Raw genomic sequence first — 13,815 nt, 5'->3', positions numbered from 1 at the left:
AGGCTGCATCACGAAATTCCTCCGCTGCGTACGGCCCGGGTCTCAGACGCTGCTCTCTCATCCTCCCGCCTCCTCCCCCATAAAAAAGCCGGGGGGTGGAGGATTCACGCAGTCAAGGGATCACGCATAGTCAGCCCATCATGAATGTTGCTGTCGATGACAGGTTGTAACGAAGGGAGAAGGGCATGGCGAGCGTACAGCTGCGAAATGTAACGAAAGCCTGGGGTGACGTGGTGGTATCGAAAGATATCAATCTCGACATTCACGAAGGGGAATTCGTGGTGTTTGTCGGACCTTCAGGCTGCGGTAAGTCGACCTTGCTGCGTATGATTGCCGGACTTGAAACCATCACCAGTGGCGATCTGTTTATCGGGGAGACCCGGATGAACGACATTCCACCCGCCGAACGCGGTGTGGGCATGGTCTTTCAGTCCTATGCGTTGTATCCCCATTTATCTGTCGCGGAAAACATGTCGTTCGGCCTCAAACTGGCCGGAGCGAAAAAAGAGGTGATGAACCAGCGCGTGAACCAGGTCGCGGAAGTTCTGCAACTGGCGCACCTGCTGGAACGTAAACCGAAAGCACTTTCCGGCGGACAACGTCAGCGTGTGGCGATTGGCCGTACGCTGGTCGCCGAACCGCGCGTATTCCTGCTGGATGAACCCCTGTCGAACCTGGACGCCGCACTGCGCGTGCAGATGCGTATTGAAATTTCCCGCCTGCATAAACGTCTTGGCCGCACGATGATTTACGTCACCCACGATCAGGTCGAAGCGATGACGCTGGCCGACAAAATTGTGGTGCTGGATGCCGGTCGCGTAGCGCAGGTCGGTAAGCCCCTGGAGCTGTATCACTACCCGGCGGACCGCTTTGTAGCGGGCTTCATTGGTTCGCCGAAGATGAACTTCCTGCCGGTGAAAGTCACGGCAACGGCCATCGATCAAGTGCAGGTTGAGCTGCCCAACCGCCAGCAAATCTGGCTACCGGTAGACAGCCATGCGGTGCAGGTTGGCGCCAACATGTCTTTAGGTATCCGCCCGGAACATCTGCTGCCCAGCGATATCGCCGATGTCACCCTCGAAGGTGAAGTGCAGGTGGTCGAGCAGTTGGGTCACGAAACACAAATTCATATCCAGATCCCCGCCATCCGTCAAAACCTGGTTTACCGCCAGAACGACGTGGTGTTGGTAGAAGAGGGTGCCACATTCGCTATCGGCCTGCCGCCAGAGCGTTGCCATCTGTTCCGTGAGGATGGCACTGCATGTCGTCGGTTGCACCAGGAGCCGGGCGTTTAAGGTCCCCATAAAAAAACGAAACGCAAAACCATTCGCAGTTGCAGAAGGTGGCAGCGTTTAAAGAAAAGCAATGATCTCAGGAGATAGAACGATGATTACTCTGCGCAAACTCCCTCTGGCGGTTGCTGTGGCAGCAGGCATTATGTCTGTTCAGGCAATGGCCGTGGACTTCCATGGTTATGCTCGTTCCGGTATTGGCTGGACGGGTAGTGGCGGTGAACAACAATGTTTCCAGGCAACAGGTGCACAAAGTAAATACCGTCTTGGTAACGAATGTGAAACTTATGCGGAAATCAAATTAGGCCAGGAAGTGTGGAAAGAGGGCGATAAGAGCTTCTACTTCGACACCAACGTTGCCTACTCCGTTGCACAGCAGAATGACTGGGAAGCGACCGATCCTGCTTTCCGCGAAGCCAACGTGCAGGGTAAAAACCTGATTGAATGGCTGCCAGGCTCCACTATCTGGGCCGGTAAGCGTTTCTATCAGCGTCATGACGTCCACATGATCGACTTCTACTACTGGGATATTTCAGGTCCTGGCGCTGGTATTGAAAACATCGATCTGGGCTTCGGTAAACTGTCTCTGGCGGCCACCCGTTCTCAGGAAGCTGGGGGGTCTTATACCTTCAGTAGCCAGAATATCTACGACACCTCTAAAGATACCGCGAACGACGTATTTGACGTACGTTTAGCGCAGATGGCTACTAACCCTGACGGTATGCTGGAACTGGGTGTGGACTATGGCCGCGCGAATAAAACCGACGGTTACAGCTACGCGGATGACGCAACGAAAGATGGTTGGATGTTCACCGCAGAACACACCCAAAGTATGCTGAAAGGCTATAACAAATTTGTTGTTCAGTACGCGACTGACGCCATGACAACGCAAGGTAAGGGCGGCTCGCAGGGGACTTACGGCTCTACCTTCGATACTCAGGTATCTCCAGATGCACCTGTCATCCATCATGTTGACAACAACATCAATAACAATGGTAGCCTGGTACGCGTACTTGACCATGGTGCAATCTCTCTGGGCGACAAGTGGGACCTGATGTACGTCGGTATGTATCAGAACATCGACCTGGATAACGACCTGGGTACCGAATGGTACACCGTGGGTATCCGTCCGATGTACAAATGGACGCCGATCATGAGCACCTTGCTGGAAGTCGGTTACGACAACGTTAAATCACAGCAGACCAGCGATCGCAACAGCCAGTACAAAATCACCCTGGCGCAACAATGGCAGGCTGGCGACAGCATCTGGTCTCGCCCGGCAATCCGCGTCTTCGCAACCTATGCCAAATGGGATGAAGAGTGGGGTTACGTGAAAAATGGCGACAAAGTTTCTAAATATGCCGCCGCAACTAACTCTGGTATCAGCACCACCAGCCGTGGCGACAGCGATGAGTGGTCCTTCGGTGCCCAGATGGAAATCTGGTGGTAATCCAGCGCTAACCTGACGTAAAGACCGAAAGAGGGGCGCAAGCCCCTCTTGATTACGGTTTAGCGCGCTATTGCCTGGCCACCGCTGAACCCATGCTATCTGAGGTGATAACAATGAAAATGAAGAAAAGTCTCGTTGCCCTTTGTTTATCTGCAGGGTTATTTGCCAGCGCGCCTGGCATCAGCCTGGCCGATGTTAATATTGTTCCGCAGAACACCACCGCGGCCCCAACAATCCCCACGGCCGCGCTGCAACAGTTGACCTGGACGCCGGTTGATCAATCCAAAACCCAATCGACACAGCTTGCGACAGCGGGCCAGCGTCTTGATATCGCGGGTATTACCGGCCCGGTCGCGGCCTGGAGCGTGCCGGCGAACATTGGCGAACTGACCCTGACGCTGTCCAGTGAGGTCAACAAACAAACCAGCGTATTTGCGCCAAACGTCTTAATTCTTGACCAAAACATGACGCCATCTGCGTTCTTCCCCAGCAGCTATTTCACCTACCAGGAGCCCGGCGTGATGAGTGCCGATCGCCTGGAAGGGGTCATGCGCCTGACGCCTGCGCTGGGCCAGCAAAAACTGTATGTTCTGGTCTTTACCACGGATAAAGATCTGCAACAGACCACGACTCTGCTTGACCCGGCAAAAGCCTATGCCAAGGGGGTAGGTAACGCGATTCCGGATATCCCTGACCCAATCGCTCGTCATACCACCGACGGCCTGCTGAAACTGAAAGTCAAAACCAGCTCCTCCTCCAGCGTTCTGGTCGGGCCGCTGTTTGGCTCGTCCGGCCCTGGTCCTGTTACGGTTGGTAATACCGCCGCACCAGCGGTGGCTTATGCAGCTCCGGCAGCAGCAGTTGCCGCACCTGCGCCGCAGCCGGTGAAGAAAAGTGAGCCGATGCTGAACGACACGGAAAGCTATTTTAATCAGGGCATTAAGGATGCAGTTGCGAAAGGCGATGTCGATAAAGCGCTGAAGCTGCTTGATGAAGCTGAACGTCTGGGATCCAAATCTGCCCGATCCACCTTTATCAGCAGTGTAAAAGGCAAGGGGTAAACATCTCCCCACATTGTTGATTTTGCAACAACTGGTGCGTCTCCTGGCGCACCTTTTTTTATCCTTCGGTGCTAATTGTTACACTTATGTTGCCCTACCGATCACTTAATTGTGTTTGCTCACCCCGTAATGCCTTTTCTGCGATACAATGCCTTCAGGTTATAAATCGGAGAGTAAGGCATGCCACACCCTGCGTTAACGCAACTGCGTGCGCTGCGTTATTTTGATGCGATCCCGGCGCTGGACACCCAACTGCTCGACTGGTTGTTACTGGAAGATTCCATGACTAAACGTTTTGAGCAGCAGGGAAAACAGGTCACCGTCACGTTGATTCGCGAAGAATTCGTTGGGCAAAATGAGGTGTCTGAAGAGCTGCCGCTGCTGCCTGAAGAGCCCCGCTATTGGTTACGTGAAATCCTGTTATGCGCTGATGGTGAACCCTGGCTTGCCGGACGGACCGTAGTGCCTGAATCAACCTTGTGCGGTCCTGAACTGGCCTTACAAAACTTGGGGAAAACCCCGCTCGGACGCTACCTGTTTACGTCATCAACATTGACCCGAGATTTTATTGAGATTGGCCGCGATGCAGCGCTGTGGGGGCGTCGTTCCCGCCTGCGGCTGAGCGGTAAGCCGCTGATGCTTACCGAGCTTTTTCTGCCTGCATCGCCGTTGTACTGAGAGGAAGATAAAGATGGAGTGGAGTCTGACGCAGAATAAGCTGTTGGCGTTTCACCGCTTGATGCGTACGGATAAGCCAATCGGCGCCTTACTACTGCTCTGGCCTACGCTGTGGGCATTGTGGGTGGCGACCCCGGGCATGCCGCAACTGTGGATCCTGGCGGTTTTTGTTGCCGGAGTATGGTTAATGCGCGCCGCCGGATGCGTGGTGAATGATTATGCCGACAGGAAATTTGACGGACACGTTAAACGCACCGCGAATCGACCGCTGCCGAGCGGGGCCGTAACCGAGAAAGAAGCCCGAACGCTGTTCATCGTATTGGTGCTGCTGGCCTTCCTGCTGGTTTTAACACTCAACACGATGACCATATTGTTATCCGTTGCGGCGTTAGCATTGGCGTGGGTTTACCCCTTTATGAAGCGCTATACGCATCTGCCGCAGGTGGTGCTGGGGGCGGCGTTTGGCTGGTCGATCCCGATGGCGTTTGCCGCCGTGAGCGAATCCGTACCGCTGAGCTGCTGGCTGATGTTCCTCGCCAATATCCTCTGGGCAGTGGCCTATGATACGCAATATGCCATGGTTGACCGGGATGATGACCTGAAGATAGGCATTAAATCGACCGCGATTCTGTTTGGTAAGAACGACAGGCTGATTATCGGTGTTTTGCAGGTTGGCGTGCTGGTGTTGATGGCGCTGGTGGGTTGGCTAAACGGGTTAGGGCTGGGTTATTACTGGTCTCTGCTGGTGGCGGGCGCGCTGTTTGTATATCAGCAGAAACTGATCGTCAATCGCGAACGTGATGCCTGTTTTAAAGCGTTTATGAATAATAATTACGTCGGTCTGGTGTTGTTCTTAGGACTGGCGATGAGCTACTGGCATTTTTGAGTTTGGTCTAGTCTGCAAAATAAAAAACCGGTCAGTTCATTCCGACCGGTTTTTTTATGCTTACTCGCCTTGTGTAGCGCTCTCGATGGTCAGACGCACATCTGACGTGACCAGTTCGGCCAGCATCTGATAGATCTTCATCGTCTCTTCCGGTTCGGCATCTCCGGTGTCGCTGATGAATCCCTCGTCACGCAGCGTCAGCACCAGGGAGCTGAACACGGCTTTATCGAAGAATTCCGGCGCGTTAATGCCGTGCAGCACGGAGAGGCGTTGCGCCACGGTGCGGCTCTCTTTCTCCAGCGTACCACGGTTGATCGACGGATTGGCGCTCAGCAACCAGAAGGTAATGGCGTAGCGTTGCAACGTCTCGCGAGCGCCTGCCGCCAGCAGCTGTAGCGTACGGGAGCGGGCCGGATTGATATGCAGTTCGTCATCGGTCAGGGTGATAAGTCCCTGGCGCTGCATTTCGCTGGCCAGTTCGTCAATCACTCCGGCAAGTTCATCACGCTCCCAGCGTAAGAACAGCTCCGCTTTCAGCATCGGATACAGCGCATCAATATGCTGCTGTAGCGCGGCGCGTGAAATACGACGATGCTGAGTCACGATGGCTGCCATCAACGAAGGCAGAACCAGCATATGCGCAATGTTGTTGCGGTAGTAGGTCATCAATACCGCCTGCTCGCGCGGCAAAATGATGATGTCGCCGATGGTGTCTTTCTCGACCTCAAACTTGTTCATCTGCAAGGCGTGATCGATCAATTCACTGGCGCTCTGCGCAGGAACTGTAGCATCTGCCGCGTACGGCACATTGCGTAGCAGGCTGAGATAGCAGTCAAGCTGCTCGGTCAGCTGTTCACGGGTCAGAGAGCGCTGGCGGGAAGCCAGTAACGCAGTACAGCACAGGTTCATGGCGTTGGCCGCGCCTGCGTTGTTAATGCGCACCATTAGATCGGCGGCAATGTTATTCACCGTCGGCGTCAGCCAGGCCGGGCGGATAGACTCGATAGGATCAATCGATTCACGCCACTCCGGCACGTGCTGGTTAAGGTAAGTCATCAACGGCATTGGTTCACCAAAGTTGACATAGCCCTGACCCAGATTACGCAGCTTGCTTAAGCCACGCAGCATTTGCGGCAGACTCTCTTTTTCTTTCGTCGCGCCACGCAGCTCTTTGGCGTAGGTGCCTACTTCCATTACGTGCTCATAGCCGATGTAGATCGGTACGAGGGTAATCGGACGCGTTCCGCCGCGCAGCATCGCCTGAATAGTCATCGACAGCGTGCCGGTTTTCGGGTCGAGCAAACGACCGGTACGTGAACGGCCACCTTCGACAAAATACTCAACCGAGTAGCCGCGGCTGAACAGTTCGCCCAGGTATTCGCGGAAAACGGTGGAATAGAGCTTGTTACCCTTGAAGGTACGACGAATAAAGAATGCGCCCAGACGGCGGAAAATCGGACCCGCTGGCCAGAAGTTCAGGTTGATACCGGCAGCGATGTGCGGCGGAACCAGACCCTGGTGGTACAGAACGTACGACAGCAGCATATAGTCCATATGGCTGCGGTGGCACGGGACATACACGATTTCGTGCCCATCGTGCGCCAGTTGACGGACACGCTCCGCATTGTGAACGTTAATCCCCTGATACAGCCGGTTCCAGGTAAAGCCCAGAATACGGTCGGTCAGACGGATCATCTCGTAGGAGAAGTTGGCGGCAATCTCTTCCATCAGCGCAATGGCGTTTTGCTGCGCTTTTTCGTGGGAGATTTTTTTACTGCGCGCTTCGTCTTCTACCGCGCGAGCGATAGCTTTTGAGGCCAGCAGCTTATTAAACAGGTCCTGGCGGGCAGGGAGGCGCGGGCCAACTGCGGCCAGACGCTGACGAGCAAAGTGCATGCGCGCCACGCGAGCCAGCTTCTGAGCAATGATCTTATCCGTACCGTGTTCATCCGCCATGCGACGCAGGGAGACTGACGGGGAGAAGCGAACAAAACTGTCGCGTCCCAGCCAGGACACAGCAAAGAATTTCTGTACACCGTTCAGCATGCGCAGCGGCGGATTGACTTCGCCTTTTTCACGCCCTGGCGCACGGCCAAACATCACCGAAACCGGCACCATCTGCACATCCAGGTCTGGATTGCTGCGATGCAGGTCGAGATAGTTATGGAACAGCTTGATGGACTCTTCTTTCGGCGTGTAATAGGTGAACACACGCGGGCCGCCGTGAATAAACACGTAGCGCGGCAGCAGAGTTCCGTCTATCTCCAGCGGTTCCAGGGGATCGGGGAGATCGTGCACCAGACATTGGGCACGCAGCGTCAGCAAGTCTGCTTTTGAATTGTACGGTAAGACGTACATAATGGGACGAGAAGTATCGAGTCCCAATTCCGGGGCAGGTTCTGCCGGAATAGACTTGCTTTTTACCAGGACGCTTAATGGTAAATTCAGTAATTTGTAGTAAATTCGTGGCCAGCCGGACATAAACGATGTAAAGCCTCTGGTTAATAATGCAAATGCGCTGCAAGGATATCAGAAAGTTTAGTTAATTTCTGTGGTATCCCGTCATACTTCGCGCTGCTTTGCCACACCCTGAAACAAACGGGGTAACGTTACAATGACATTGACGCTAATAATGTAAAAAGGTTCTTTTTGATGGCCAATAATACCACTGGATTCACCCGAATTATCAAAGCTGCAGGCTATTCCTGGAAAGGTTTTCGCGCCGCATGGATCAATGAGGCGGCATTCCGTCAGGAAAGCGTTGCCGTCCTGTTGGGCGTAGCCATCGCCTGCTGGCTGGACGTCGATGCCATTACCCGCGTGCTGTTGATTGGTTCCGTGATGCTGGTGATGATCGTTGAAATCCTCAACAGTGCGATTGAGGCGGTGGTTGACCGTATTGGCTCTGAGTATCACGAACTTTCCGGTCGGGCAAAAGATATGGGGTCGGCGGCGGTATTGCTGTCTATTTTTGTCGCTCTGATCACCTGGGGCATCCTGTTGTGGTCGCATTTGCGATAAAGATTCCACAACTGCATAAATCTCCTGTTTTTTGTGCAGTTTGCGGTTCCAAAATCACCTTTAGCTGTATATACTCACAGCATAACTGTATATACACCCAGGGGGCGGAATGAAAGCGTTAACGGCCAGGCAGCAAGAGGTGTTTGATCTCATTAGGGATCACATCAGCCAGACAGGTATGCCACCGACGCGTGCGGAGATCGCGCAGCGTTTGGGGTTCCGTTCCCCAAACGCTGCTGAAGAACATCTGAAAGCGCTGGCGCGTAAAGGGGTGCTGGAAATTGTATCCGGTGCATCGCGCGGTATTCGACTGCTGCAGGAAGAAGAAGAAGGGTTACCGCTTGTTGGGCGTGTGGCTGCAGGTGAGCCACTGCTGGCGCAGCAGCACATCGAAGGCCACTACCAGGTCGATCCTTCACTGTTCAAACCGAACGCCGATTTTCTGCTGCGCGTTAGTGGTATGTCGATGAAAGATATCGGTATTATGGACGGTGATTTACTCGCTGTGCATAAAACACAGGACGTGCGTAACGGTCAGGTCGTTGTTGCCCGTATCGATGACGAAGTCACCGTTAAGCGCCTGAAAAAACAGGGCAACAAGGTTGAACTCTTGCCAGAAAATAGCGAATTTAAACCCATCGTTGTCGACCTGCGTGAGCAAAACTTCACTATCGAAGGACTGGCGGTAGGCGTCATTCGTAACGGTGAATGGCTGTAATTTTCTGTTAATGCCCTGTAGGCCGGATAAGACGTTTATGTCGCCATCCGGCAACGTGCCCGATGGCGCTGCGCTTGTCGGGCATGGACAACATTTTTTTCAGTACCTCTAACTTCTTCCAGGCTCTCCTGTATGCCTTTCTTTACCTCTTCTGATAAAGCACTCTGGCACCTCGCCTTACCGATGATCTTTTCCAATATCACCGTTCCCCTGCTGGGACTGGTGGATACCGCTGTGATTGGTCATCTGGATAGCCCAGTCTATCTTGGCGGCGTTGCGGTTGGCGCCACGGCGACCAGTTTTCTCTTTATGTTGCTGCTTTTCCTGCGCATGAGTACCACAGGTCTTACCGCGCAGGCATTTGGCGCGAAAAATCCGCAGGCGCTGGCGCGCGCGCTGGTGCAGCCGCTAATGCTGGCGCTGGGAGCGGGGCTGCTTATCGCACTGTTTCGTACACCGATTATCGATCTGGCTCTGCATATTGTCGGGGGAAGTGAAGCGGTACTGGAGCAGGCCCGACGTTTCCTGGAAATTCGCTGGTTAAGCGCACCCGCGTCTCTGGCGAATCTGGTGCTGCTCGGCTGGCTGCTTGGCGTTCAGTATGCGCGTGCGCCGGTTATCCTGTTGATTGTCGGTAATATTCTCAACATCGTACTCGATTTATGGCTGGTGATGGGCCTGCATATGAACGTGCAGGGAGCGGCGCTGGCGACGGTGATTGCCGAATATGCCACCCTGCTGATTGGCCTGATGATGGTACGTAAAGTCCTGCATATACGTGGCATTTCACTGGCAATGCTGAAGCAGGCGTGGCGTGGCAACTTCCGTCGTTTGTTGGCGCTCAACCGCGACATCATGCTGCGCTCGCTGCTGCTACAACTCTGTTTTGGCGCTATCACGGTGCTGGGTGCGCGTCTGGGAGGCGATATCATTGCGGTTAATGCCGTTCTGATGACCTTGCTGACTTTTACCGCCTACGCGCTGGACGGATTTGCCTATGCCGTGGAAGCGCATTCGGGTCAGGCCTATGGGGCGCGAGATGGTAGCCAGTTGCTGGACGTCTGGCGGGCGGCCTGTCGACAGTCCGGTATTGTGGCTATTTTGTTTTCGCTGGTTTATGCCCTGTTTGGCGAGCAGATTGTGGCGCTGCTGACCTCGCTGCCGCAGATCCAACTGCTGGCCGATCGCTATCTCTTCTGGCAGGTGGTTTTGCCGCTGGTGGGGGTGTGGTGTTATCTGCTCGACGGGATGTTTATTGGCGCGACGCGGGCTGCAGAAATGCGTAACAGTATGGCCGTTGCCGCAGTGGGATTCGCATTAACGCTGCTCGCTTTACCGTGGCTTGGAAATCATGGTTTGTGGCTGGCATTAAGCGTTTTCCTCACGTTGCGTGGGCTTTCACTGGCCATTATCTGGCGACGCCACTGGCGTAATGGAACCTGGTTCGCCTGAGCAGGATGGTTAAAAATTCCGAATAGTAAATAAAACCCAGAATCCCTGACTACACTTATTCTCACGTCCAGCAAAAACAGCATGTGTCTGGACATGGCACTCTCGCTATTCACAACCTAACGATGAGGACTTGATGATGAATAAAGACGAAGTCGGCGGCAACTGGAAGCAGTTTAAAGGTAAAGTGAAAGAGCAATGGGGCAAACTGACCGATGATGATATGACGGTCATTGAAGGTAAACGTGACCAACTGGTCGGTAAAGTCCAGGAGCGTTACGGTTACGCGAAAGATCAGGCGGAAAAAGAAGTTAATGATTGGGAAAAACGTAATGATTACCGCTGGTAATTAACCCCTCCCTCCTGAGAGTACAAGGATGTACGCTCTCCCCCTTATCTAGCGCCCAACTTTCTTCTTCACCTGAATCGTATGGTCATGCTGGCATTCGCCAGGATGACGGCATGACTCAACCTCCACACAGGCCGGGCACAGCCCGTGGGCTTCAATAACGTTATGCCGCAGGGCAAAGCCCATTTTTGCCGCCAGCGTATGCATGATGTCTTCCACGCCTTCCGCACACTCTTCTTTTACCACGCCACAGCGATCGCAAATGAACATTGCGGAACTGTGGGTTGGCTGATCGAACAGGTGGCAAAGCACATAGCTGTTGGTGGATTCCACCTTATGCACAAACCCTTGTTCCAGCAGAAAGTCGAGCGCACGATACACGGTCGGCGGTTTCGCCTGTGGCTCGGTTTCCCGCAGCAGGTCAAGCAGGTCATAGGCGCTAATTGCGCCTTCCTGCAGGCTCATCAGGCGCAGCACTTCGAGGCGTTGTGGCGTAAGTCGCACGTTGCGTTGCGCACAGAGTTTTTCAGCTTGAGCCAATAACTCCTGCGTAGTGGTTTTGTCCATTTGGCGCCTCGATTTGCGTGGAAGGTTAATCCCTTACTTTAACATGTTCTGCTTAAAACGCCGAGATCCACCGTGGTGTGCTATACCTGACGCATCGCAATACTGGAAAATAAACATGAAAAGACCCGATTGTATTCGCCACTGGCGAGAAGTTGAGGGGGCTGATGACGCCACTTATCCCGACAGCAATGAGTTGTTTTCGATTGGCGCGCCGCTTGCCCGCAAGCTCGGGTTAGGGCGGCTCGGTATTCATCATGAACGCCTGCCGCCGGGGCGGCGCACGTCGTACCCGCACGCTGAAAGCGATGAGGAAGAGTTTATCTATGTGCTGGAAGGATATCCTGAGGCCTGGATTAACGGTTATTTATGGAAGCTGGAACCGGGCGACAGCGTTGGTTTCCCGGCGGGCACCGGCGTGTGTCACACCTTTATCAATAACACCAGTGAAGAGGTGCGTCTGCTGGTCGTAGGTGAAGCGAATAAAAAACATAACCGCATTTATTACCCGCTTAACCCTGTCTATGCTGCTACGCGCGAGGATCGCTGGGTCGACCATCCGCCGCAGTTTTTTGGCTCTCATGACGGAAAACCCGGGCGTAAATAGCGCGCGTGGGGGCTACGGAGGGATAACCGCGAGGATGTGGCTCACTATCGTAACGGTCTATGCTATAGTAGCGCCCCTTTTTTAACCGGATGCTTGAATATTCGCCATGCTGCCTGAATCTCAGTCTACCGCTTTTCCCGCTCATCGTTTTTCTATCGCGCCGATGCTCGACTGGACGGACAGACACTGTCGCTACTTTTTGCGTTTACTGTCCAGCCAGACGCTGCTCTATACGGAGATGGTAACCACCGGCGCGATCATTCATGGTAAAGGCGATTATCTGGCGTATAGCGAAGAAGAGCACCCAGTAGCATTACAATTGGGTGGGAGCGATCCGGCAGCGCTGGCGCAGTGTGCGAAGCTCGCTGAACAGCGGGGCTATGACGAAATTAACCTCAACGTGGGTTGTCCTTCCGACCGCGTACAGAATGGCATGTTTGGCGCCTGTCTGATGGGGAATGCACAACTGGTCGCCGATTGCGTCAAAGCAATGCGCGACGTGGTGTCGATACCGGTTACGGTGAAAACGCGTATTGGTATTGATGATCAGGACAGCTACGAATTCCTGTGCGATTTCATCAACACGGTATCTGGCAACGGCGAATGTGAGATGTTTATTATTCACGCCCGCAAGGCCTGGCTATCCGGGTTAAGCCCGAAAGAAAACCGCGAGATCCCACCGCTGGATTACGACCGCGTTTATCAGCTAAAGCGTGATTTCCCGCATCTGACGATGTCGATCAACGGCGGCATTAAATCGCTGGAAGAAGCAAAAATTCATCTGCAACATATGGATGGCGTGATGGTGGGGCGTGAGGCTTACCAAAACCCAGGTATTCTGGCGTACGTTGACCGTGAGATTTTTGCTGCCACCACCGAAGATGCCGATCCGGTTGCCGTGGTGCGCGCCATGTACCCGTACATTGAGCGTGAACTGAGTAAGGGAACCTATCTGGGGCATGTGACGCGCCATATGCTGGGGCTGTTTCAGGGGATTCCAGGGGCCCGTCAGTGGCGTCGCTATCTGAGCGAAAATGCGCATAAAGCTGGGGCAGATATTAACGTTCTGGAACATGCGCTGAAGCTGGTCGCTGACAAGCGTTAAGTTTTCGCCAAAAGTTAGTTAATTTCACCACGCCCTGCACTTTGTCGCGGGGCGTTTTCTTTATAAATCAACATATTAATTTTGGCATGTTTCTTGTAAAGCTATGGAGAGTACTTCATTTCGGGAGAGAGCCATGCTGGAACTACTTTTTGTGATTGGATTTTTTATCATGTTGATGGTCACCGGCGTATCTTTGCTGGGTGTGTTGGCCGCATTGGTGGTAGCTACGGCAGTGATGTTTTTAGGCGGACTATTTGCCTTGATGATTAAACTGCTTCCCTGGCTGCTGCTGGCCGTTGCCGTGGTGTGGGTTATCAAGGCGATAAAAGCGCCAAAAGTCCCACAGTATCAGCGCAATAACCGCCGATTTTACTAAGGTATTGAGCGGTGCGTCACAACCTGCAACATTGCCTTTAGAACCAAATAGGAATTGATTATCAAATCTGTCACTATTGCCAGGTTAACGAATTCATCGAGCTGTACCCTACATACAGCCGAACTAAAAAAAGAAAGGGCTTCCTGCGGGAAGCCCTAATTCTTTCTTTCCCCGTCATAATTCAAACTCCAGGTGTGTTGGCTGCTTTCATTCACCCCAGTCACTTACTCCAGTAAGCTCCTGGGGATTCACTCAATTG

At 53.5% G+C, this 13,815-nt stretch carries 14 protein-coding genes; 12 read left to right on the top strand and 2 right to left on the bottom strand.

Annotation, left to right across the window (positions count from 1 at the left end; translation table 11 throughout):
* Positions 1 to 185 precede the first annotated feature (185 nt).
* The 5 genes from malK to ubiA all read left to right on the top strand — a co-directional run bounded on the left by malK (position 186) and on the right by ubiA (position 5,367).
* Positions 186 to 1,295, top strand: a complete 1,110-nt coding sequence (gene malK, locus OGV77_RS00610) for a maltose/maltodextrin ABC transporter ATP-binding protein MalK (protein WP_048215134.1) — start codon at positions 186 to 188, stop codon at positions 1,293 to 1,295.
* 91 nt (positions 1,296 to 1,386) lie between these two features.
* Positions 1,387 to 2,742: a maltoporin gene (locus tag OGV77_RS00605; protein ID WP_087051799.1), complete on the top strand. Its 1,356-nt coding sequence runs from the start codon at positions 1,387 to 1,389 to the stop codon at positions 2,740 to 2,742.
* 113 nt (positions 2,743 to 2,855) lie between these two features.
* Entirely contained in the window at positions 2,856 to 3,803 is a 948-nt protein-coding gene (gene malM / locus OGV77_RS00600; protein ID WP_087051800.1) for a maltose operon protein MalM, read from the top strand.
* Positions 3,804 to 3,983: 180 nt separating this feature from the next.
* On the top strand, positions 3,984 to 4,481 hold the full coding sequence (gene ubiC, locus OGV77_RS00595; protein ID WP_087051801.1) for a chorismate lyase: 498 nt from the start codon (positions 3,984 to 3,986) through the stop codon (positions 4,479 to 4,481).
* Positions 4,482 to 4,494: 13 nt separating this feature from the next.
* A complete protein-coding gene (gene ubiA / locus OGV77_RS00590; RefSeq protein WP_080625863.1) occupies positions 4,495 to 5,367 on the top strand; it encodes a 4-hydroxybenzoate octaprenyltransferase in 873 nt (290 codons plus the stop codon).
* A 60-nt stretch (positions 5,368 to 5,427) separates the two neighbouring features.
* Here the strand turns inward: ubiA and plsB are convergent, their stop codons facing one another.
* Entirely contained in the window at positions 5,428 to 7,848 is a 2,421-nt protein-coding gene (gene plsB / locus OGV77_RS00585; protein ID WP_003826592.1) for a glycerol-3-phosphate 1-O-acyltransferase PlsB, read from the bottom strand.
* Between the two features lie 171 nt (positions 7,849 to 8,019).
* Between plsB and OGV77_RS00580 the strand changes: the two genes are divergently transcribed.
* The 4 genes from OGV77_RS00580 to OGV77_RS00565 all read left to right on the top strand — a co-directional run bounded on the left by OGV77_RS00580 (position 8,020) and on the right by OGV77_RS00565 (position 10,904).
* Positions 8,020 to 8,388, top strand: a complete 369-nt coding sequence (locus OGV77_RS00580; RefSeq protein ID WP_003826594.1) for a diacylglycerol kinase — start codon at positions 8,020 to 8,022, stop codon at positions 8,386 to 8,388.
* A 109-nt stretch (positions 8,389 to 8,497) separates the two neighbouring features.
* Positions 8,498 to 9,106: a transcriptional repressor LexA gene (gene lexA, locus OGV77_RS00575; protein ID WP_003826596.1), complete on the top strand. Its 609-nt coding sequence runs from the start codon at positions 8,498 to 8,500 to the stop codon at positions 9,104 to 9,106.
* A 132-nt stretch (positions 9,107 to 9,238) separates the two neighbouring features.
* Positions 9,239 to 10,558 (top strand): MATE family efflux transporter DinF, encoded by a 1,320-nt coding sequence (dinF, locus tag OGV77_RS00570; protein ID WP_087051802.1) that lies wholly within the window; start codon positions 9,239 to 9,241, stop codon positions 10,556 to 10,558.
* Between the two features lie 136 nt (positions 10,559 to 10,694).
* Entirely contained in the window at positions 10,695 to 10,904 is a 210-nt protein-coding gene (locus tag OGV77_RS00565) for a CsbD family protein (protein ID WP_003031706.1), read from the top strand.
* A gap of 48 nt (positions 10,905 to 10,952) precedes the next feature.
* On the opposite strand, the gene zur is transcribed toward OGV77_RS00565, so the two are convergent.
* Complete coding sequence (zur, locus tag OGV77_RS00560) at positions 10,953 to 11,471, bottom strand: zinc uptake transcriptional repressor Zur (RefSeq protein ID WP_003031709.1); 519 nt, start codon at positions 11,469 to 11,471, stop codon at positions 10,953 to 10,955.
* Between the two features lie 115 nt (positions 11,472 to 11,586).
* Between zur and OGV77_RS00555 the strand changes: the two genes are divergently transcribed.
* From OGV77_RS00555 to pspG, 3 genes are all read left to right on the top strand, one after another.
* Positions 11,587 to 12,075: a cupin domain-containing protein gene (locus tag OGV77_RS00555; protein WP_043018078.1), complete on the top strand. Its 489-nt coding sequence runs from the start codon at positions 11,587 to 11,589 to the stop codon at positions 12,073 to 12,075.
* A 106-nt stretch (positions 12,076 to 12,181) separates the two neighbouring features.
* Positions 12,182 to 13,180, top strand: coding sequence for a tRNA dihydrouridine(20/20a) synthase DusA (gene dusA / locus OGV77_RS00550; RefSeq protein WP_087051803.1), 999 nt, complete (start codon positions 12,182 to 12,184; stop codon positions 13,178 to 13,180).
* Between the two features lie 133 nt (positions 13,181 to 13,313).
* Positions 13,314 to 13,556, top strand: coding sequence for an envelope stress response protein PspG (pspG, locus tag OGV77_RS00545; protein WP_003031713.1), 243 nt, complete (start codon positions 13,314 to 13,316; stop codon positions 13,554 to 13,556).
* The last annotated feature ends 259 nt before the right edge of the window (positions 13,557 to 13,815 follow it).

Origin of the sequence: Citrobacter sp. Ce129 (assembly GCF_030334545.1) — a bacterium.
In the GTDB taxonomy this organism is placed as follows: domain Bacteria; phylum Pseudomonadota; class Gammaproteobacteria; order Enterobacterales; family Enterobacteriaceae; genus Citrobacter; species Citrobacter europaeus.
Note: the sequence above shows the minus strand (reverse complement) of the source record. Positions and strands in the feature narration are given on the sequence as shown.

Excerpts from the sequence above, each read along its gene's own strand:
- plsB (WP_003826592.1), bottom strand. The coding sequence starts at position 7,848 with ATGTCCGGCTGGCCACGAATTTACTACAAATTACTGAATTTACCATTA.
- OGV77_RS00605 (WP_087051799.1), top strand. The coding sequence starts at position 1,387 with ATGATTACTCTGCGCAAACTCCCTCTGGCGGTTGCTGTGGCAGCAGGC.
- ubiA (WP_080625863.1), top strand. The coding sequence starts at position 4,495 with ATGGAGTGGAGTCTGACGCAGAATAAGCTGTTGGCGTTTCACCGCTTG.
- OGV77_RS00565 (WP_003031706.1), top strand. The coding sequence starts at position 10,695 with ATGAATAAAGACGAAGTCGGCGGCAACTGGAAGCAGTTTAAAGGTAAA.
- dusA (WP_087051803.1), top strand. The coding sequence starts at position 12,182 with ATGCTGCCTGAATCTCAGTCTACCGCTTTTCCCGCTCATCGTTTTTCT.
- OGV77_RS00580 (WP_003826594.1), top strand. The coding sequence starts at position 8,020 with ATGGCCAATAATACCACTGGATTCACCCGAATTATCAAAGCTGCAGGC.
- lexA (WP_003826596.1), top strand. The coding sequence starts at position 8,498 with ATGAAAGCGTTAACGGCCAGGCAGCAAGAGGTGTTTGATCTCATTAGG.
- malM (WP_087051800.1), top strand. The coding sequence starts at position 2,856 with ATGAAAATGAAGAAAAGTCTCGTTGCCCTTTGTTTATCTGCAGGGTTA.
- pspG (WP_003031713.1), top strand. The coding sequence starts at position 13,314 with ATGCTGGAACTACTTTTTGTGATTGGATTTTTTATCATGTTGATGGTC.
- dinF (WP_087051802.1), top strand. The coding sequence starts at position 9,239 with ATGCCTTTCTTTACCTCTTCTGATAAAGCACTCTGGCACCTCGCCTTA.
- malK (WP_048215134.1), top strand. The coding sequence starts at position 186 with ATGGCGAGCGTACAGCTGCGAAATGTAACGAAAGCCTGGGGTGACGTG.
- OGV77_RS00555 (WP_043018078.1), top strand. The coding sequence starts at position 11,587 with ATGAAAAGACCCGATTGTATTCGCCACTGGCGAGAAGTTGAGGGGGCT.
- ubiC (WP_087051801.1), top strand. The coding sequence starts at position 3,984 with ATGCCACACCCTGCGTTAACGCAACTGCGTGCGCTGCGTTATTTTGAT.
- zur (WP_003031709.1), bottom strand. The coding sequence starts at position 11,471 with ATGGACAAAACCACTACGCAGGAGTTATTGGCTCAAGCTGAAAAACTC.